Below are 20264 nucleotides of genomic sequence, written 5' to 3' on the forward strand. Positions count from 1 at the left end.
TGGTTTATCCGAGGCGCAACGCCATCACGCCGGCCACGATGGTGGCGGTGCCGACCATGCGGCGCAGCGTGAACGCCTCCCGCAGGAAGCGGCTGCCCAGCAGCGCGGCGAACAGCACCGAGGTTTCGCGCAGCGCGGCCACGGTGGCCACCGGCGCGCGCGTCATGGCCCACAGCGCAATGCCGTAGGAGCCGAGCGAGGCCAGGGCCCCGCCGATGGCCAGCGGCCAGCGCATGCGGGCATAGGGCCAGGCAGCGCTGCGCCGGCGCGCCAGCACGATCAGCGCGAACGGCCAGCCGTCGAGCGCGAACAGCGCCACCACGTACTGGACCGGGTGGCCGCTGGCGCGCGCGCCCAGGGCGTCGATCACGGTGTAGAGGGCGATCACCACCGCATTCGCCAGCGCGAAGCCGACCGCGCGCGGCGAATCCATGGCATGCCGCGACAGGCCCAGCACCAGCACGCCGCAGCACACGCCGAGCACGCCGGCCCAGGCCAGCGGCGAGAGCTGCTCGCCCACCGTCAGCGTGGCCGACAGCGCCACCAGCAGCGGCGCCACGCCGCGCATCAGCGGGTAGGTCAGGCCGAGGTCGCCGTGCTCGTAGGCGCCGGTGAGTGCGACGTAGTAGGCGATGTGGATCACCACCGAGGCCAGGATGTAGGGCCAGACGGCGGCCGGCGGCCAGCCGAGCACCAGCACGAGGGGCAGGGTGATGAAGGAGCCGAACAGGTGGATCAGGGCGGTGTCCAGCGCCTTGTCGGTGCTGGATTTGACCAGTGCGTTCCAGCTGGCGTGCAGCAGCGCGCCCAGCAGCACGGCGCAGACCACCGGCCAGGTCAGCGTCATGCGCCCAGGGCGCAGCGGCGCGCGCGGTCCAGGAAATGCCGCAAGGGCGGGGTGGCCAGCCCTTCGGCCTTGGCCAGGTCGTCCCAGATGCGCACGCGCACCGCGGCCTGCGCGCCGGGCTGGCCGATGAAGGCCTGGGCCTGCGCCGCGCTGAAGATGCCGCCCTGCAGCGCTAGGGAGCGGCGGGAGTCGTCGGACAGGCCCGAGACGTAGTCCGGCCGGGTGGCGCACAGGTAGCGCTTGGCATCCACATGCAGCTTGATGGCGTCCTGCACGTCATCGCCGAACAGGCCGCGCAGGAACGGCAGCACACGGTACTGGTGGACATCGTCCACGCCCTGCACCGTGGGGCTGGCGCCCAGGTCGTGCAGCAGGTGGCCCAGGTCATGCAGCAGCGCGGCCGTCACCAGCGCGTCGCTCTCGCTGGCCTGCTCGGCCAGCCACGCGGTCTGCAGCGCATGCTCCAGCTGGGTGACCGGCTCGCCCGTGTATTGTTCGTGCCCGCGCTTCACGAACAGGTGCTCGATGTCGTCCAGCGTCAGGGCCATGGCAGCGAGTAGGTCTTGAGGTTGGTGAAGCTCTTCATGGCTTCCTGCACGCCTTCCTTGTAGCCCAGGCCCGAGTCCTTGATGCCGCCGAAGGGCGTGAGCTCCAGCCGGTAGCCGGGCACCTCGCGCACGTTCACCGAACCCACCTGCAGCTCGCTGATGAAGCGCGTGATGTAGTCGAGCCGGTTGGTGCAGACCGAGCTGGACAGGCCGTAGGCCGTGCCATTGGAGATGCGGATCGCCTCGTCGATGCCGCGAAAGCGGATGATGGGCGACACCGGGCCGAAGGTTTCCTCGTGCGCCACCGTCATGCGCGGGTCCACCCGGTCCAGCACGGTGGGCGCATACAGCGCGCCGCGCCGCTGGTTGCCCGCCAGCAGCCGGGCGCCCTGCGCCACGGCCTCGTTCACGCGCGACTCGAACTGCCTGGCCGCGGCCTCGTCGATCACGGTGCCCATGTCGCTGGCCGGGTCCATCGGGTCGCCGTGCTTCCAGGCCCGGGTCTTGTCGAGCACCTGCTCCACGAAGCGGTCGGCCACGGCTTCGTGGACCAGCAGGCGCTTGACGGCGGTGCAGCGCTGGCCCGAGTTCTTGTACGAGCCCTGCACCGCCAGCGTGGAGGCCTCGTCGAGGTCGGCGTCCTCCATCACGATGATGGGGTCGTTGCCGCCGAGTTCCAGCACCATGCGCCGGTAGCCGGCCTTGGCGGCGATGTACTTGCCGATGGCCACGCCGCCGGTGAACGTCACGAGGTCGACATGCTCGTGGGTGATCAGCTCGTCGGCGATCTCGCGCGGGTCGCCCGTGACCACGCTCAGGCAGGCGGGCGGCAACCCGGCCTCGTAGAGGATATCGGCGAACAGGATGGCCGAGAACGGCACCTTCTCCGACGGCTTGAGCACCATGCGGTTGTTGGTGGCGATGCTCGGCACCACCTTGTGCGCCACCTGGTTCATCGGGTGGTTGAACGGCGTGATGGCGGTGATCACCCCGAGCAGGGGCGAGCGCTGGGTGTAGACGCGGCGCTGCTTGCCATGGTGCGTGAGGTCGCAGCTGAAAATCTGGCCGTCGTCCTTGAGCACCTCGTTGGCGCCGAACAGCAGCACATCGCTGACCCGGCCGGCCTCGTAGACCGAATCCTTGAGGCACAGGCCGGCCTCGGCGGTGATGAGCCGCGCCACCTCGTCCCGCCGCGTCCTGATGATCTCGGCCGCGCGGTTCAGGATGGCGGCGCGCTCGTAGCGCGTGAGCCCGGGCTGGCAGGCTTGCGCGGCGGCGAAGGCCTCGCGCACTTCGTCCAGCGAGGCCTTGGGCACGCTGCCGATCGGCTGCCCGGTATGGGGGTTGAAGACGGCGATGGCCCGGTCGCCGCTGCGGCCTGCGCCCACCTGGCGGCCGGCGATGCGCATGGCGTCGAGATGGTGGTCGCGGATGTATTGCTCGATCACACCGTGTCTCCCCTGCCTATTGGGCGTAGTTCAGCGCCAGCTCGAACGCATCGAAGTTGCGAAAGCGCCGGGTCGTGTCGAGCCCCGGCAGCGGCCGGTTGACGATCAGCGGCACGCGCTGCTCGCTCAGGCCGCCATGCGAGCGCAGCGGCGCGTCCAGGCCCGAAAGATCATGCCGGGAGGCGGAGGTGCCGATCACGGTGAAGCGCTCCGAGACGGCCACCAGGTCGCCGATGCGGTCGGCCGGCAGCTCGAACCGCTCGGCGGCCTGCGCGCGCGTCAGCACCGCCTCCATGCCCTTGAGCTGCTGCAGGCGGCTGCGGGCGGCCTCCACATCCGTGCCGGAGGGCAGATAGACCGTGGCGAAGGAGCCGAGCGCGCCATGGTGCACCACATAGGGGTCGGTGATCGGCAGGATCACGCGCGCCTGCGCGGCGCCCAGCCAGGCATCGAACCAGTCCTGCAGGTAGATCACGTCGGGCGTGCCGTCCATCGCCACCTTGGCGTTCATGCCATGGTCGGCCGTCAGCACGATCACGCAGCCCATGGCGTCGAGCTGCGCCAGGTAGCCGTCCATCATGGTGTAGAACGCGTTGGCGCCCTCGGTGCCGGGCGCGTGCTTGTGCTGCACGTAGTCGGTGGTGGACAGGTACATCACGTCCGGGCGGCGTGTCTGCATCAGCTTCACGCCGGCCGCGAACACGAACTCGGACAGGTCGGCGCTGTAGACGCTGGGCACGGGCTTGCCGACCAGGCCCAGCACATCCTCGATGCCGTTCTCCTCCAGCGTGACCTGATCGGACTTCTCGGACGAAAAGCAGATGCCCTTCATGCCATGGCCCAGCAGCCGGCGCAGCTTGTCCTTGGCCGTGACCACGGCCACCGATTTGCCGGCCTCGGCCAGCGCCGCGAGCAGCGTGGGTGCGCGCAGCCACTTGGGGTCGTTCATCATGACCTCGGTGCCGCTGGCGGTGTCGAACAGGTAGTTGCCGCAGATGCCGTGCACGCTGGGCGGCGCGCCGGTCACGATCGAGAGGTTGTTGGGGTTGGTGAAGCTGGGCACCACGCACTCGGCGATCAGGCCCGAGCCCTGGGCCAGCGCGCGCTTGAGCCAGGGCATGTGGCCCGTGGCCACGGCCTGCGCCAGGTAGTCGGGTTCGCAGCCGTCGACGCAGACGACCACCGTGGGTTGTGCCGGCAGCTTGTAGCGCCTGGCGTTGACATTCAGCTCAGTGCTTGCCACGTTTGGGCCTTTCAGGGTCTGGGGTGTCGGACGATGCGCCGGCGCCGAGGCGCGCCTGCCGGCGCAGGTCGTTTTCGATGGTGCGCTCCTTGCTCTCCATCACATGGTCGAACAGGGCGCGGCCGGCTGCGTCGGCATCGCCGGAGGCGATGGCCTTGACGATCTGGCGGTGCTCGCTGGCCGAGATCGGCAGCAGCCAGCCATCGGCCAGGTTCAGGCGGCGGAACAGCGACAGCTCCTTGATCAGCTTGCGGTAGATGGCGGTCAGCTTGCGATTGCCCGCCATCTCCACCAGCCGGTCATGGAACCGGAGGTTGAGCAGGTGGTAGTTGTAGGCGTCCTCGGCCTTGACGGCCCGCTCCATCGCATCGACCAGGCCCTTGATCTCCTTGAGCTGCGCCGGCGTGATGTTGCGTGCCAGCTGGCGCCCGACCAGCTCATCCATGGCGGCGCGCAGATCGAAGATTTCCACGGCCTCGTCGATCGGGATGTCGCGCACGAAGACGCCGCGGTTCTTCTCGTTGCGCACCAGCCCGGCCTCCTCGAGCATGCGGAAGGCCTCGCGCACCGGGCCGCGCGACACCCCCATCTTCTCTGCGAGCGTGGCCTCGATCAGCTTGCTGCCGGGGGCGTACTCGCCCGCCAGGATGGCGCGCTCGATCTCCTGTTGCACCACGGTGGTGAGCGAGCTGCTTTGAAGCAGAGCAATGGTGGGATGGAGCGCCGCATTCATGCCCTGCATTAAAGCACCAATCGCCAGATTGTCAACAATCTGCAAAAAACAATTGACAAGATAAAAGGGTCGGCGTTAAATCAATTCCGAGGACGACGCGGGATGCGGGGAGCGGGATCGGGATGTCATCACGCCGTCACTGTCGGGTCACAGCATTGCAACCTTTTGTCTCAGAGGAGTTCCCATGCGCTTGTCCAGTGTCTTCAAGTCCCTCGCCCTGACCGGGCTGTGCGCCTTCGCTGCGGCCGCCTCGGCCCAGAAAACCCAGCTGCTGGTCTACACCGCGCTGGAGACCGATCAGCTCAAGGCCTACCAGGAAGCGTTCAACAAGGTCGAACCCAGCATCGAGATCAAGTGGGTGCGCGACTCCACCGGCGTCGTCATCGCCAAGCTGCTGGCCGAGAAGGCCAATCCCCAGGCCGACGCGATCTGGGGCGTGGCCGCCTCGGGGCTGGCGTTGTTCGAGCAGCAGGGCATGCTGGAGCCCTATGCGCCGCTCAATCTCGACGCCATCATGAGCCAGTACCGCGACAAGAAGAACCCGCCCGCCTGGTGGGGCATGGATGTGTACGGCGCGGTGGTGTGCTTCAACACGGTCGAGGCGCAGAAGAAAGGCATTCCCAAGCCCGAGAGCTGGAAGGACCTGCTCAAGCCCATCTACAAGGGCCAGGTGGTGATGCCCAACCCGGCGTCGTCGGGCACCGGCTACTTCGACGTGGTGGCGTGGCTGCAGCTCTGGGGCGACGACGCCGGCAAGGGCGGCGGCTGGAAGTACATGGACGCGCTGCACGACAACATCGCGCAGTACACGCACTCGGGCTCCAAGCCCTGCAACATGGCCGCTGCCGGCGAATACGTGGCCGGCATCTCGTTCGAATACCGCGGCCACAGCAACAAGGCCAAGGGCGCGCCGATCGACCTGGTGTTCCCGAAGGAAGGGCTGGGCTGGGACCTGGAGGCCTTCGCGATCCACAAGGGCACCAAGAAGCTCGATGCCGCCAAGAAGCTGGCTGACTGGGCCTCGAGCAAGGACGCGATGATCGCCTACGGCAAGAACTTCGCCATCACCGCGCAGCCCGGCGTCGCGCCCAAGCTGGCCAACATCCCGGCCGACTACGAGTCGCGCCTGATCAAGATGGACTTCAGCTATTCCGCCAGCAACCGCGAACGCATCCTGGCCGAGTGGAACAAGCGCTACAACGCCAAATCCGAGAAGCGTTGATCGCGTCTTGACCGGTGCATGACCCCGGGGCCTGTTGCCGCCCCCTGTTCCCGATGGACCCCACAGCCGCATGAGCCAGGACTTCTATCTCGATCTGCGCCGCGTCCGCAAGGAGTTCGGTGCCTTCATCGCCCTGCAGGACATCAACCTCGGCATCCGCCAGGGCGAGTTCATGTGCTTCCTCGGTCCCTCGGGCTGCGGCAAGACCACGCTGCTGCGCATCATTGCGGGGCTGGAAGCGCAAAGCCGCGGCGAGGTCTGGCAAGGCGGCCGGGACATCTCCCGCCTGCCGCCGGCCCAGCGCGACTACGGCATCGTGTTCCAGAGCTACGCGCTGTTTCCCAACCTCAGCGTGGCCGACAACGTGGGCTATGGCCTGGTCAACCGCAAGACGCCGCGCGCCGAGATCAACCGGCGCGTGAGCGAACTGGTCAAGCTCGTGGGCCTGCCCGGCAGCGAAGGCAAATACCCAAGCCAGCTTTCGGGCGGGCAGCAGCAGCGCATTGCGCTGGCGCGGGCGCTTGCCACCTCGCCCGGCCTGCTGCTGCTGGACGAGCCGCTGTCGGCGCTGGATGCGCTGGAGCGCGTGCGGCTGCGCCAGGAAATCCGCGCGTTGCAGCAGAAGCTGGGCGTGACCACCATCATGGTCACGCATGACCAGGAAGAGGCGCTGGCCGTGGCCGACCGCATCGTGGTGATGAACCATGGCGTGATCGAGCAGGTCGGCACGCCGCAGGCGGTGTACCGCGAACCGGCATCGCCCTTCGTGGCCGATTTCGTGGGCAAGGTCAACATGCTGCCGGGGCGCGTGCGCGCCGGCCAGCTGGAAACCGGCTCGCTGCGGCTGCTGGCCGACGGCGCCGACCGCGACGTGCGCGTCTACCTGCGGCCCGAGGACGTGCTGGCCCGGCCGATCGCCGAAGGTGATCCGCATGTGTTCGATGCCTGCATCGAGAAGATCGAGTTTCTCGGCTCCTACTGCCACGTGCACGTGGCGTCACCCGCGCTGGCGCCGCACCGGCTCACGGTCTACCTGTCGCTCAACTACCTGGCCGAGCAGTCGCTGGAAGTGGGCTCCAGCCTGCGGCTGCGGTTGCTGCAGGAACGCGTGAAAGTGTTCTGATGAGCGCGGTGCTGCACGGAACCGGCACCCCAGTGCGGCTCAAGGCGCACTGGACCGACCGCCTCGCCCACCTGGTGCTCGCCGTCATCGCCCTGCTGCTGCTGGCCTTCCTGGCCTTTCCGCTGCTGTCCATCCTGAGCCAGGCGATCGAAGGCCGGGCGGGCGAATTCGTCGGCCTGCGCAACTTCATCGAGTACGCGCAGACGCCCGCGCTGCTGCAAAGCCTGTGGAACAGCCTCTGGGTGTCGGCGGCGGTGACGCTCATCACGGTGCCGCTGGCGTTCGGCTTCGCCTATGCGCTCACGCGCTCCTGCATGCCGGCCAAGGGCCTGTTCCGGGCCATCACGCTGATCCCGCTGCTGGCGCCCTCGCTGCTTTCGGCCATCTCGCTGATCTACTGGTTCGGCAACCAGGGTTTCCTCAAGGGCTGGATGCAGGGCCTGGGCATCGACCAGATCTACGGCGCACCCGGCATCGTCATTGCCGAATGCCTGGCGACATTCCCGCATGCCCTGATGATCCTGGTGACGGCGCTCACACTGGCCGACGCGCGCCTGTACGAGGCGGCCGACGCCATGGGCACCACGGCCGCCCGAAAATTCTTCACCATCACGCTGCCCGGCGCCAAGTACGGATTGATCTCGGCGGCGCTGGTGACCTTCACGCTGGTCATCACCGACTTCGGCATTCCCAAGGTAATCGGCGGCAGCTTCAACGTGCTGGCCACCGACGTGTTCAAGCTCGTGATCGGGCAGCAGGACTTCGCCAAGGGCGCGGTCGTGGCTATCCTGCTGCTGCTGCCCGCGGTGCTCACCTTTGGCGTCGACCATTTCGTGCAGCGCAAACAGACCGCGATGCTGACGGCGCGCGCCGTGCCCTACAGCCCGAAGAAATCAGGGCGCTACGACGCGGCCATGACGGCCTATTGCTGTGCGATCGCCTTCCTGATGCTGGCCATGCTGGGCATGGCGGTGTTCGCCTCGTTCGCGAGCTTCTGGCCCTACGACCTCACGCCCAGCCTCAAGCACTACATCTACGGGCTGGTGGACAACGAGGTCGCTGCGGGCTTCGTCAACAGCCTCAAGATGGCGGCCGGCACGGCGGTGTTCGGCACCGCGCTGGTGTTCATGGGGGCCTACATGCTGGAGAAGACCAAGGGCATGGACAGCCTGCGCGGCCTGGTGCGCCTGCTGGCCATGCTGCCGATGGCCGTTCCCGGGCTGGTGCTGGGCCTGGGCTACATCTTCTTCTTCAACGCGCCCGGCAACCCGCTGAACGGCCTGTACCACACGCTCACGCTGATGATGCTGTGCACCATCGCGCATTTCTACACCACGGGCCACCTCACGGCGGTGACCGCGCTCAAAGCGCTGGACAGCGAGTTCGAGGCGGTGAGCGCCTCGCTCAAGGTGCCTTTCTTCAAGACCTTCTGGCGCGTCACGCTGCCCATCTGCACGCCGGCGCTGGTGGACATCGCGCGCTACTTCTTCATCAACGCCATGACCACGATCTCGGCCGTGGTGTTCCTGTATTCACCGGAAACCAAGCTGGCCTCCATCGCAATCCTGAATATGGACGAAGCCGGCGAGCTGAGCCCGGCCGCTGCGATGGCGGTGTTGATCGCCTGCGCCTCGGCGGTGGCCACGGCGCTGTTCATGCTACTGGGCTGGTGGGTCGATCGCCGCACCCAGGCCTGGCGTGTTGCCGCCCGTTGAAGGCCCGCCATGCCAGCGCTTCGCAACCTCCGCATGCTGACCCGCTACACCGCGTGGGCCAACCATCGGCTGTTTCACGCGTTGACCGAGCTTGCCACGGATGCGCTGCCGGCCTCGCGGCCGGACGGCCTGGGCAGGATGCTTCGTACCCTCAACCACGCGCACGTGGTCGACCTGATCTGGCAGGCCCATTTGCAAGAGCGGCCGCACGGCTTCAGCGACCGCAATACGGAAACCACCCCCTCGCTGGCAGAACTACAGGCAGCGCAAGCCCGGCTGGACCACTGGTATGTGGCGTACGCCGATGACATGGACGCGGCGATGCACGACGAGGTGGTGAACTTCAGGTTCGTTGACGGCGGCGCAGGCGCCATGACGCGGGGCGACATCCTGCTGCACGTGGTCAACCACAAGACCTATCACCGCGGCTATGTGGCCGAGATGATCTACCAGGTGCCGGCCCGGCCTCCCACGATGGACCTGCCGGTCTTCCTGAGAGATGCCTTTGCCCAGAAGGCATAAAACCAATAACCGAGACATCCATGGACAGAGACAAGATTCTGCTGACCCCCGGCCCGCTGACCACCACCCTGCGCACCAAGCTCGCCATGCTGCGCGACTGGGGCTCGTGGGACGCCGAATTCAACGAGGTGACCGCGCGGCTGCGCAGGAGCCTGCTGGCCATCATCCACGGCCAGGAGACGCACGTGGTCGTGCCCCTGCAGGGCAGCGGCACCTTCAGCGTCGAAGCGGCCGTGGCCACCCTGGTGCCGGCGAACGGCCATGTGCTGGTGCTGGACAACGGCGCCTACTGCAAGCGCGCCGCCCGGCTCACCACGCTGATGGGCCGCCGATGCTCCGTGATGGGCTTTGACGAGGCCCAGCCGGTCTCGCCCACCGCGCTCGACGAGCGGCTGCGGGCCGATGCCAGCATCACCCATGTCGTGCTGATCCATTGCGAGACCGGCGCCGGCGTGCACAACCCGCTGCAGCCGGTGGCCGAGGTCTGTGCCGCGCACGGCAGGGGCCTCATCGTGGATGCGATGAGTTCGTTTGCGGCCCTGGAGATCGATGCGCGAAAGACGCCCTTCGACGCGCTGATCGCCGCCAGCGGTAAATGCCTGGAAGGCGTGCCCGGCATGGGCTTCGTGTTCATCCGCAAGGCCATTCTCGACGCCTGCGCGGGCCGCAGCCAGTCGCTGGCCATGGACCTGCACGACCAGTACACCTACATGGAAAAAACCGGCCAATGGCGCTTCACGCCGCCCACCCACGTGGTGGTCGCGCTGGCCGAAGCCATGGCTCAGTTCGAGGCCGAAGGCGGGCAGCCCGCCCGCCTGGCGCGCTATGTGAGCAACTACCAGGCGCTCACGCGGGGCATGGCGAAGCTGGGCTTCAAGCCGTTCCTGGACCCGGCCGTCCAAGCGCCCATCATCGTGACGTTCCATGCGCCGGCCGACCCGTGCTACGACTTCAAGACCTTCTATGCCGCCGCCCGCGCGCGCGGCTTCATCCTCTACCCCGGCAAGCTCACGCAGGTCGAGACATTCCGCGTCGGCTGCATCGGCGCCATCGGTCCGGTCGAGATGGAGCAGGCGGTGCACGCCGTCGCGCTGGCCTTGCAGGACATGGGCATTGCCTCGGGAGCGCCCGCCCTCTGAATTCCCAGGAGAACGCCATGGCCGTCCAAGCCGCAAGCAGCAAGATCCACCCCGCGCTCGCCGCCGTGCAGAAGTCCGGTGCCACCAAGGTCAAGGTCGCGGTCAGCGACATCGACGGCATCCTGCGGGGCAAGTACCTGCACCGGGACAAGTTCTTCGGCGCGGCCGAGCCCGCGCCCCGGGGCGGCTTCGGTTTCTGCGACGTGGTGTTCGGCTGGGACAGCAGCGACAGCTGCTACGACAACACCACCGTCACGGGCTGGCAGCACGGCTTTCCCGACGCGCTCGCGCGCATCGACCTGAACACGGCGCGCCGCGTGCCGTGGGACGGCAACGTGCCCTTCTTCCTGGGCGATTTCGTCACCGCCGACGGCGGGCCCTATCCCGTGTGCCCGCGCCAGACGCTCAAGCGCGTGCTCAGGCGCGCCGAGAAGCTGGGCTTCAAGGTCATGACCGGGATGGAGTTCGAATGGTTCAACTTCCGCGAGACGCCGCAGAGCTGGGCCGCCAAGAAGGGCGTCGGGCCCGAGCCGATCACCCAGGGCATGTTCGGCTACTCCCTGCTGCGCATGGCCGACCACAGCGAGTTCTTCAACGCGCTGATGGATGACATGCAGGCTTTCAACGTGCCCATCGAAGGTCTGCACACCGAAACCGGCCCCGGTGTCTACGAGGCCGCCATCGGCTTCAGCGAGGCCCTGGAGCAGGCCGACCGCGCCATCCTGTTCAAGACCGGTGCGCGTGAGATCGGCAAGCGCTACGGCATCATGCCCAGCTTCATGGCCAAGTGGAACCAGCAGTACCCGGGCTGCTCGGGCCACATCCACCAGAGCCTGTCCGACGGCAAAACCAACCTGTTCTACGACGGCAAGGCCAGGCGCTCGATGAGCAAGCTGTTCGAGAGCTACCTCGCGGGCCAGGTGGCCTGCCTGATGGAGTTCGCGCCCCTGTTCTGGCCCACCATCAACAGCTACAAGCGCCTGGTGGACGGCTTCTGGGCGCCGGTCAAACCCACCTGGGGCGTGGACAACCGCACCGCGAGCTTCCGCGTGATCGCGGGCAGCTCGAAGGCCACGCGCCTGGAAACCCGCTGTCCCGGCGCCGACGTCAATCCCTATCTGGCGATGGCCGCCGTGATCGCCGCCGGCCTGGACGGTGTGGAAAAAGGCCTCAAGCTCACCGCGCCGCCGATCACCGGCACCAACCAGGGGGCGGAGCACATTCCCCGCGCCCCGCGCACATTGATTGAAACCACGCGCAACTTCAGCAACAGCAAGATCGCCCGCGACTGGCTGGGCGACACGTTCGTGGACCACTTTGCCGCCACCCGTGACTGGGAATGGCGCCAGTGGCTCGACGGCGTGACCGACTGGGAACTGAAACGCTACTTCGAGATCATCTGAAAACGGCAGGGCACCCATGAACATCCACAGCTTTTCCTTTCCCACGGCGATCAGGTTCGGTCCCGGCGCGCGCAGGCTGGTGGCGCAGCACCTGCTGGACCAGGGGCTGCGGCGTCCGCTGATCGTGACCGACAAGGCCCTCGCCGCCCTGCCCGTGCTGGCCGAATTCAGGAGCCATCTGCAGGGCCTCGACGTGGCCGTGTTTTCGGGCGTGTTCGGCAATCCGACCTGCAGCCAGGTGATGGACGGCTCGGCTGCCTACCGGGCGCATCACGCAGACTGCATCATCGGCTTTGGCGGTGGCGCCGCGCTCGACGTGGCCAAGGTGGTCGGCGTGGCCGCCACGCACGAGGGCGACATCCTGGAGTACGTGTGGGACCACCCGCAGGTGCGGCCCATCGTCAACGCGCTGCCGTACTTCGTCGCGCTGCCCACCACCTCGGGCACGGGCTCGGAGGTGGGGCGCTCCTCGGTGGTGAGCGAGAACGACACCCACCTCAAGCGCGTGGTGTTCAGCCCGAAGATCCTGGCGAAGACGGTGTTTGCCGACCCCGAACTCACACTGGCCCTGCCCGCGCAGGTGACGGCGGCCACCGGCATGGATGCGCTCACCCACAACATCGAGAGCTACCTCTCCCCGGCCTACCACCCGCTGTGCGACGGCATCGCGCTCGAGGGCGCCCGCATCGCGGCCGCGGCGCTGCTCACCGCCGTCAAGGAGCCCGGCAACCTGAAGGCGCGCAGCGACATGATGATGGCCTCGATGATGGGGGCCATCGCTTTCCAGAAGGACCTGGGCGCCGTGCACTCCTGCGCCCACGCGCTGGGCGCGGTCTGCGACCTGCACCATGGCCTGGCCAACGCGCTCATGATCGACACCGTGATGGCCTGGAACCTGGAGGCCGCGCCCGCCCGGTTCGACGAGCTCGCCCATGCGTGCGGCGTGCCGGGTGGCGGCAAGGCCTTCGCGCCCTGGCTCAGGGCGCTCAAGGGCAGCATCGGCATCACCGGCACGCTGGCCGCGCATGGCGTGACGCCCGAACAGATCCCGCGCCTGGTGGAGATTGCCACCACCGACATCTGCCACCAGACCAACCCCCGGCCTTGCACGGCGGCGGATTTCGAGTCATTGTTCAGGGCCGCGCTCTGAAACAAGGAGGCCCGATGATTGCGAACCGCCTGAAGATTGGCCTGTCGGCCTGCTTTCTGCACGCCGACCCGCTGCGCTCGCTGTTCACCGGCAAGACGCTGCAGTACGTGGAACAGTCGATCGCGCACTGGATCATGTCCTCGGGCGCCATGGTGGTCATGGTGCCCTGCCCCACGGGCGTCACCCAGCGCGGCGACGTCACCTACGACCACTATGCCCAGTGGCTTGACGGCCTGGTCCTGCACGGCGGCTCCGACGTCTGGCCGGGCAGCTACGGGGAAACGCCGCTGGACGAGAAATGGGCCGGCGACCGCATCCGCGACGAGTACGACAAGGCGCTGGTCGCGGCCTTCGAGGCGCAGGGCAAACCCGTGTTCGGCGTCTGCCGCGGCCTGCAGCTGCTCAACGTGGCCTACGGCGGCACGCTGTACCAGGACATCCAGACCCAGGTGCCGCAGTCCTTCGTCCACCGCGATGCCAAGACCTACGACCAGAACTACCACAGCGTGGACATCCTGCAGGGCACGCGCCTGTCGGCGCTGTACCCGGGCGTGGAACGGGTGCGCGTCAACAGCATCCACCACCAGGCCATCAAGGACCTGTCCGACGAATTCACCGCCGAAGCCTACAGCGTGGACGACCACCTGATCGAGGCCATCCGCCGCAAGGACTCAGCCCGCAGCTACATCGCGGCCGTGCAGTGGCACCCCGAATTCCACCAGCCCGGCTCCGACACCATCGACGACGGCGCCCTGCTGGAAGACTTCCTGGTGGCCGCGGCTGCCGCGCAACATCGGACCCCCCACACATGACGACACTGGCCATTGACAACCCCGCCACCGGCGAACGCATCACCGAACTACCAGCCGACGACGCGGCCTCGGTCGCCGCCAAGGCCGCTGCCGCGCGCGCTGCGCAGCCGGGCTGGGCCGCCGTGCCGCTGGCCGTGCGCAAGGCCTGCATCACGCGCTTTCGGGCCGGCATCGTGCGCGAGCTGGACACGCTGGCCGCCACCATGACGCGCGAAACCGGCAAGCCCATCAGGATGTCGCGCAACGAGCTCAACGGGCTGCTGGGCCGCATCGACTTCTTTCTTGCCGAAGTGGACGGCGCCGCCGCGAGCGAAACCGTGTTCGACGACGGCGGCATGAAGGAGCAGATCCAGCATGTGCCGCTGGGCGTGGTGGCCAACATCTCGGCCTGGAACTACCCCTGGTTCGTGGGCTGCAACGTGATCGTGCCCGCGCTGCTGACGGGCAACACGGTGCTCTACAAGCCTTCCGAATACGCCACGCTCACGGGCCTGGAGATCGCGCGCCTGCTGCACGAGGCCGGCGTGCCGCAGGATGTCTTCATTCCCCTCGTGGGCGCCGGCGCCGTGGGCGCGGCGCTGCTCGCGCAGCCGATCGACGGGCTCTTCTTCACCGGCTCGCATGCCACGGGCGCGAAGATCGCCCAGGCGGTGGGCGGCCGCTTCATCAAGCTGCAGCTCGAACTTGGCGGCAAGGACCCGACCTATGTCTGCGACGATGCCGACCCGAAGGCTGCGGCCGAATCGCTGGCCGATGGCGCCATGTACAACACCGGCCAGAGCTGCTGCTCGGTCGAGCGCATCTACGTGCACGAGAAGATCCACGACGCCTTCGTCGCCGCCTTCGTCGACACCGTGAAAACCTTCAAGGTGGGCGACCCGCTGAGCGAGGACACCTACATCGGTGCCCTGACGCGCGCGCCGCAGCTCGAGCTGCTGGAAGCCCAGGTGGCCGATGCCCGGGCCAAGGGCGCCGTGCTGCTGGCCGGCGGCCGGCGCGGCGCGGGCCCTGGCAACTGGTTCGAGCCCACGGTGTTCGCCCACGTGAACCACGGCATGGCGCTGATGCGGGAAGAGAGCTTCGGCCCCGTGATCGGCATCCAGAAGGTCGGCGGCGACGGCGAAGCCGTGGCGCTCATGAACGACACCCGCTACGGCCTCACGGCTGGCGTCTACACGCCCGACGCGCAGCGCGCCCAGGCCCTGCTGGCGCAGGTGAATGCGGGCAGCGTCTACTGGAACTGCTGCGACCGCGTGAGCCCGCGCCTGCCCTGGAGCGGGGTAGGCGATTCGGGCGTGGGCCTGACGCTGTCCCGCTACGGCATCCAGACCTTCACCCGGCCCAAGGCCTGGCACCTGCGTCAAACGTGAACCCGCTGCCCAAGCTCGCCCTGTTCGACCTGGACCACACGCTGCTGTCCGGTGACAGCGACGTGCTGTGGTGCGATTTCCTGATGGACAAGGGCTTGCTCGCGCGCGAGGCCTTCGCCGCGCGCAATGCCGACATGGCGGCGCGCTACCAGGCCGGCACCGTCGGCGTGCAGGAGTTCGCCGATTTCTATGTGGGCACGCTGGCGGGGCGCACCGCGCCGCAGTGGGAGCCGGTGCGCCAGGAATTCCTGGCGACGCAGGTGGTGCCGCGCATCCCGCAGGGCGCGCTCGACCTGGTCAAGCGCCATCTGGACGCGGGCGATCTGGTGGTCCTGACCACGGCCACCAACCGCTACATCACCGAACTGACCGCGCTGTTCCTTGGCATCGAGCATTTGCTGGCCACGGACGTCGAATCCGTGGACGGCGCGTTCACGGGCCGCACCCATGGCACGCTCAATATGCGCGAAGGCAAGGTGGCGCGCCTGCACCAGTGGCTGGCCGCGCGCGGCCACACGCTGGACCGCTTCAAGAGCACGGCCTACAGCGATTCGATCAACGACCTGCCGCTGCTGCAGGCCGTGAACCATCCCGTGGCGGTGGACCCGGATCCCCAGCTCGCGGCCATCGCGGGCAGCGCGGGCTGGCCGGTGCTGCATCTGCACTGAAGGTGAGGCAGGGCGCTACTATTTTGATAGCTATGAATGACCAGCCCGTGCAGACATCGGGCCGGTTTGATGCCTGAAACGAGGGTTGAGGCTGCTGCGGGCGGCCTGCGCGGCCCAAGCGGCGGCCGCGGCCGCCGCCTCAGCCCAGGTGCTTGCCCACGATCCCCGCCAGCTCGAACATCGTCACCTGGTCCTTGCCGAACACGGGCTTGAGCCGGGCGTCGGCGTTGATGGCGCGCTTGTTGACCGCGTCCTGCAGGCCGTTGGCCTTGATGTAGTCCCAGAGCTTCTTGATGACCTCGGTGCGCGCCACTGGCTCGGCGCCGATCACGGCGGCGAGTTCGGCGCTGGGCTTGAGGCCCGCGCCGGTCTTGCGCGGGGCCTTGGGCGCGGCGGCCTTCTTGGCGGGTGCAGCCTTCTTCGCCGGGGCTTTCCTGGCGGCCGCCTTCTTCGCGGTGGGCGCGTACTTCGCCGCCGGCTCCTTCGCGGCCGGGGTCTTGCCCGCGGCCGTCTTGCGCGGCGGGAACTTGCTGGCGCGCGGCTCGAACTCGAAGGTCACCTTGCCTTCGTCCTTGTTCCAGACCAGGAAGGCCTTGAAGGCCCGGCGCGTGCGCATGCTCACGAACTTGTCCAGCAGATCGGTCTTGCCCGTGTCCAGCAGCTTGCTGAGCTGCTCGCGCGTCACCGGCTGCTGCAGGATGATCTTGCCGCTCTTGAAGTCGCAGCTGGGCGTGGGCTGGGTCGAGGTCGGCACGGACTTCTCGCACACGTAGTTGCTGCCATGCTCGAACACGCGGCCGCCGCACTTGGGGCAGTGGCCCAGCGGCTCCTGGCCCGAGAAGTCGACGATCTCGCCGGTTTCTGCCGCATCCTTGTCATCGCCGAAGTCGAACTCCAGCTTGTAGTTGTTCGCTTCCTCGTCGAACTTGATGACGATTTCCGACGTGAAGGGCCAGCCCGCCTTGGAGCGGAAGCCGTCCAGCGGGCCGATGTGCTTGTCGCGCAGCAGCGCCTCGGCCTCGGCCACTTCAAAGGTGCGGCCCGCCGGCGATTTGCCGAACGAGAAGCCGCAGCCCTCGGCCGCCCCCGGCTTGCCGGTGCAGGTGTAGCGGCGGTAGTTTTCCTTCACCACGCCGCCGCAGTTGGGGCAGGGGGTGGCCAGCGTGGCGTAGTCGCCGGGCACGGTGTCGCGGTCGTATTCCTTGGCTTTCTTGACGATGTGCTCGGTCATCTGCGCAATCTCGCGCATGAAGGCCTCGCGGCTGAGCTGTCCCTTCTCCATCTGCGCGAGCTTGTACTCCCACTCGCCCGTGAGTTCGGGGCGCGAGAGCTCCTCGACATCGAGCCCGCGCAGCAGCGTCATGAGCTGGAAGGCCTTGGCCGTGGGGATCAGCTCGCGGCCTTCGCGCAGCATGTACTTCTCGGTGATCAGGCCTTCGATGATGGCCGCGCGCGTGGCCGGCGTGCCCAGGCCCTTTTCCTGCATGGCCTCGCGCAGCTCGTCGTCGTCGATGCTCTTGCCCGCGCCTTCCATGGCGCCCAGCAGCGTGGCTTCGCTGTAGCGCGCCGGCGGCCGGGTCTTGAGGCCCTTGGGCTCCACGGTCTCCGTGCGCACCATCTCGCCCGGCTTGACGGGCACCAGGCTCTGGCCCTTGTCGCCGTCCTTGGCGTCGGCCACCTCGTCGGCGGCCTCCTTGCCGTAGATCGCGAGCCAGCCCGGCTTGACCAGCACCTTGCCCTCGGTCTTGAAGTGATGGCCCACGGCCTGGCTGATGCGTGTGGTCACCAGGTACTCGGCGCTCGGGAAGAACACCGCGAGGAAGCGGCGCACCACCAGGTCGTAGAGCTTCTGCTCGGCGTCCGACAGGCCGCTGGGCGCCTGCAGCGTGGGGATGATGGCAAAGTGGTCGCTGACCTTGGCGTTGTCGAAGATGCGCTTGTTGGGGCGCGCGTAGTTGCCGTCCAGCGCCTGCTGGGCGAACGGGGCCAGGTGCCGCATGCCGCTGTCGGCCAGCATGCCGAAGGTCTGCTTGACCACCGGCAGGTAGTCCTCGGGCAGGGCGCGCGAGTCGGTCCGCGGGTAGGTCAGGGCCTTGTGGCGCTCGTACAGGCTCTGCGCCAGAGACAGCGTGGTCTTGGCCGAGAAGCCGAAGCGGCCATTGGCCTCGCGCTGCAGGCTGGTCAGGTCGAACAGCAGCGGCGAGGCCTGGGTGGTGGGCTTGGATTCCTCCGTGACGGTGGCCGCCTTGCCGCGCACGGCGTCGGCGATGGCTACGGCTTCCTGCAGGCTCCAGACGCGATCGGCTTTCTTCTCGCCGTCTTCAGGGTCTTTCTTCCATTTTGGATCGAACCACTTGGCGGGGTACTCGCCGGCTTCGGCGAGGAAGCTGGCGTGGATTTCCCAGTAGTCGCGGCTGACGAACTTGCGGATCTGCTCCTCGCGCTCCACCACCACCGCCAGCGTGGGCGTCTGCACCCGGCCCACGGTGGTCAGGAAGAAGCCGCCGTCGCGCGAGTTGAAGGCCGTCATGGCGCGCGTGCCATTGATGCCCACGAGCCAGTCGGCCTCGGAGCGCGAGCGCGCCGCGTCGGCCAGGCCCTGCATCTGCTGCTCGCTGCGCAGGCGCTCGAAGCCCTCGCGGATGGCCTGCGGCGTCATGGACTGCAGCCACAGCCGCTTGACCGGCTTGCCCAGCGCCTTCTTGCCGCCGCCGGCGTACTGCTCGATCAGGCGGAAGATCAGCTCGCCCTCGCGCCCCGCGTCGCAGGCGTTCACCAGATCCGTCACGTCCTTGCGCTTGGCCTGGCGCACCACCGCGTTCAGGCGCGTCTTGGTCTTGTCCACCGGCTTGAGGTCGAAATACGGCGGGATCACCGGCAGATGGGCGAAGCTCCACTTGCCGCGCTTCACGTCGAACTCCTCGGGCGCCTGGATTTCCACCAGATGGCCGACGGCGCTCGTCACCACGTACTGCTCGCTCTCGAAATACTCGTCATGCTTCTCGAACTTGCCGGCCACCGGCGTGAGGGCGCGCACGATGTCCTGCGCCACCGATGGCTTCTCTGCTATCACCAAGGTCTTCGTCATAGGAATTTCGCCAGTCCTTCAATATCTTCGGGGAACATCTCCCCGGCCTCCGCAAACACCACCCGGCCGTTGCGGCCCCGTGCGACCGTGACCGGCAGCCCCTTGGGCTTGGGCAGGATTTTCGCCACTTCCGGCGTCAGCATGCCGGCCGGGAAGGTGTAGCCTTTTTGCCGCAGGTAATTGGCGGCATTCTCGCGCTTCTGGTCAATCGACAGCGCCAGCACCTGCAGGCCGCGTTCGCGCTGGCTGCGCCAGAGCTTCTCTATATGCGGGCTCTGCACGGCGCAGAACGGGCACCAGCTGGCCCACCAGTAGACCACCAGCACCTGGCCTTCGGCCTGGGCCGGCTGGAAGGTGCCGCCGTCGAGCAGCGGCACCCGCGCCAGCGGCAAAGGGGTGCCGAGCCCGGGCAGGGCCGGCGCCCGCGCATCGCCGGGCGGCGAGCTGCTGGCGCCCTGCGCCCAGGCCAGGGCCGGGCCGGCCGTGGCTACGGCGGCAAGCATGTTTCGGCGGGTCAGCATATGGGGCTCTCCTACAATCGGCGGTTTCTCGCGCGCATACGCGTACGCGCGCACATGTGCACCTATTCAACTTAACAGAGTTTTGGCAATGCCTCAAAAAGCCTCCCCGAATCACCGACCCGCCCCCGGGCCGACCCACCGGGGGGGCACGCCCCGCAAGGGCGCAGCGGCGCAGCCGGCAGTGGAGGCCCTCGCGTCCTCCCGCCGCATCCAGACCCGCCGTTCCGGCGTGCATGGCAAGGGCGTGTTCGCGGTGCAGGACATTGCCGAGGGTGAAACCATCATCGAATACGTGGGCGAGATCATCACCTGGAAGGAAGCGCTGCGCCGTCACCCGCACGACCCGAAGGACCCGAACCACACGTTCTACTTCCACATCGATGAAAAGCGGGTGATCGACGCCAAGCACGGCGGCAACTCCTCGCGCTGGATCAACCACGCCTGCGACCCGAACTGCGAGGCCGACGAGGACGAAGGGCGCGTCTTCATCAAGGCGCTGCGCAACATCCAGGCCGGCGAGGAGCTGAACTACGACTACGGCCTGATCATCGACGAGCGCTACACCCCAAAGCTCAAGGCCCAGTACCCGTGCTGGTGCGGCTCGAAGCAGTGCCGCGGTACCTTGCTGGCGCCCAAGCGCGGGAGGTGAAGCACCCCCGAAGCGCCTGCGGCGCCTCCCCCTCGAGGGGGCGCCACCAGCGGCCCGGCGGAG

The 20264-nt window shown here is 67.7% G+C and carries 18 protein-coding genes; 11 read left to right on the plus strand and 7 right to left on the minus strand.

From position 1 onward, the window contains the following. Positions 1-4 precede the first annotated feature (4 nt). The 5 genes from MMF98_RS21340 to MMF98_RS21360 are packed head-to-tail and all read right to left on the minus strand — an operon-like array spanning position 5 to position 4828. Positions 5-847: an EamA family transporter gene (locus tag MMF98_RS21340; protein ID WP_243309359.1), complete on the minus strand. Its 843-nt coding sequence runs from the start codon at positions 845-847 to the stop codon at positions 5-7. After that, a complete protein-coding gene (locus tag MMF98_RS21345) occupies positions 844-1395 on the minus strand; it encodes a phosphonate degradation HD-domain oxygenase (RefSeq protein ID WP_243309360.1) in 552 nt (183 codons plus the stop codon). Before MMF98_RS21345 ends, MMF98_RS21340 begins: the two co-directional genes overlap by 4 nt. Beyond that, complete coding sequence (gene phnY, locus MMF98_RS21350; protein WP_243309687.1) at positions 1386-2804, minus strand: phosphonoacetaldehyde dehydrogenase; 1419 nt, start codon at positions 2802-2804, stop codon at positions 1386-1388. Before phnY ends, MMF98_RS21345 begins: the two co-directional genes overlap by 10 nt. A 55-nt stretch (positions 2805-2859) precedes the next feature. Continuing rightward, positions 2860-4086 (minus strand): phosphonoacetate hydrolase, encoded by a 1227-nt coding sequence (phnA, locus tag MMF98_RS21355; protein WP_243309361.1) that lies wholly within the window; start codon positions 4084-4086, stop codon positions 2860-2862. After that, positions 4073-4828 carry a phosphonate utilization associated transcriptional regulator gene (locus MMF98_RS21360; protein WP_423837674.1) on the minus strand — a complete coding sequence of 252 codons (756 nt, stop codon included), beginning with the start codon at positions 4826-4828 and terminating at the stop codon, positions 4073-4075. Before MMF98_RS21360 ends, phnA begins: the two co-directional genes overlap by 14 nt. Before the next feature lie 175 nt (positions 4829-5003). Between MMF98_RS21360 and MMF98_RS21365 the strand changes: the two genes are divergently transcribed. From MMF98_RS21365 to MMF98_RS21410, 10 genes are all read left to right on the plus strand, one after another. Beyond that, on the plus strand, positions 5004-6041 hold the full coding sequence (locus MMF98_RS21365) for a putative 2-aminoethylphosphonate ABC transporter substrate-binding protein (RefSeq protein WP_243309363.1): 1038 nt from the start codon (positions 5004-5006) through the stop codon (positions 6039-6041). Positions 6042-6111: 70 nt separating this feature from the next. Then, positions 6112-7164 (plus strand): putative 2-aminoethylphosphonate ABC transporter ATP-binding protein, encoded by a 1053-nt coding sequence (locus MMF98_RS21370; protein WP_243309364.1) that lies wholly within the window; start codon positions 6112-6114, stop codon positions 7162-7164. After that, positions 7164-8879, plus strand: a complete 1716-nt coding sequence (locus tag MMF98_RS21375) for a putative 2-aminoethylphosphonate ABC transporter permease subunit (protein ID WP_243309365.1) — start codon at positions 7164-7166, stop codon at positions 8877-8879. Before MMF98_RS21370 ends, MMF98_RS21375 begins: the two co-directional genes overlap by 1 nt. A 33-nt stretch (positions 8880-8912) precedes the next feature. Next, positions 8913-9401 (plus strand): DinB family protein, encoded by a 489-nt coding sequence (locus tag MMF98_RS21380; RefSeq protein ID WP_243309366.1) that lies wholly within the window; start codon positions 8913-8915, stop codon positions 9399-9401. A 20-nt stretch (positions 9402-9421) separates the two neighbouring features. After that, entirely contained in the window at positions 9422-10540 is a 1119-nt protein-coding gene (locus tag MMF98_RS21385; RefSeq protein WP_243309367.1) for a 2-aminoethylphosphonate--pyruvate transaminase, read from the plus strand. 17 nt (positions 10541-10557) lie between these two features. Further along, positions 10558-11943 carry a glutamine synthetase family protein gene (locus MMF98_RS21390; protein WP_243309368.1) on the plus strand — a complete coding sequence of 462 codons (1386 nt, stop codon included), beginning with the start codon at positions 10558-10560 and terminating at the stop codon, positions 11941-11943. Between the two features lie 16 nt (positions 11944-11959). After that, the gene (locus MMF98_RS21395; RefSeq protein WP_243309369.1) at positions 11960-13093 is read left to right on the plus strand and encodes an iron-containing alcohol dehydrogenase; all 1134 of its coding nucleotides are present in this window, start codon (positions 11960-11962) and stop codon (positions 13091-13093) included. 14 nt (positions 13094-13107) lie between these two features. Next, positions 13108-13905: a gamma-glutamyl-gamma-aminobutyrate hydrolase family protein gene (locus MMF98_RS21400; RefSeq protein ID WP_243309370.1), complete on the plus strand. Its 798-nt coding sequence runs from the start codon at positions 13108-13110 to the stop codon at positions 13903-13905. Further along, positions 13902-15275: an aldehyde dehydrogenase family protein gene (locus tag MMF98_RS21405; protein WP_243309371.1), complete on the plus strand. Its 1374-nt coding sequence runs from the start codon at positions 13902-13904 to the stop codon at positions 15273-15275. The genes MMF98_RS21400 and MMF98_RS21405 overlap by 4 nt, the downstream gene beginning before the upstream one ends. After that, complete coding sequence (locus MMF98_RS21410) at positions 15272-15943, plus strand: HAD family hydrolase (RefSeq protein ID WP_243309372.1); 672 nt, start codon at positions 15272-15274, stop codon at positions 15941-15943. The genes MMF98_RS21405 and MMF98_RS21410 overlap by 4 nt, the downstream gene beginning before the upstream one ends. Positions 15944-16082: 139 nt before the next feature. Here MMF98_RS21410 and MMF98_RS21415 read toward each other — a convergent pair whose 3' ends face one another. Further along, positions 16083-19031: a DNA topoisomerase III gene (locus MMF98_RS21415; RefSeq protein ID WP_243309373.1), complete on the minus strand. Its 2949-nt coding sequence runs from the start codon at positions 19029-19031 to the stop codon at positions 16083-16085. Further along, entirely contained in the window at positions 19028-19552 is a 525-nt protein-coding gene (locus MMF98_RS21420) for a TlpA family protein disulfide reductase (RefSeq protein ID WP_243309374.1), read from the minus strand. Before MMF98_RS21420 ends, MMF98_RS21415 begins: the two co-directional genes overlap by 4 nt. A 181-nt stretch (positions 19553-19733) precedes the next feature. On the opposite strand from MMF98_RS21420, the gene MMF98_RS21425 reads away from it, so the two are divergent. After that, positions 19734-20201 (plus strand): SET domain-containing protein, encoded by a 468-nt coding sequence (locus tag MMF98_RS21425; RefSeq protein ID WP_243309375.1) that lies wholly within the window; start codon positions 19734-19736, stop codon positions 20199-20201. Positions 20202-20264: the final 63 nt, after the last annotated feature.

The organism is Variovorax terrae (assembly GCF_022809125.1).
Classification (GTDB): Bacteria; Pseudomonadota; Gammaproteobacteria; order Burkholderiales; family Burkholderiaceae_C; genus Variovorax_A; species Variovorax_A terrae.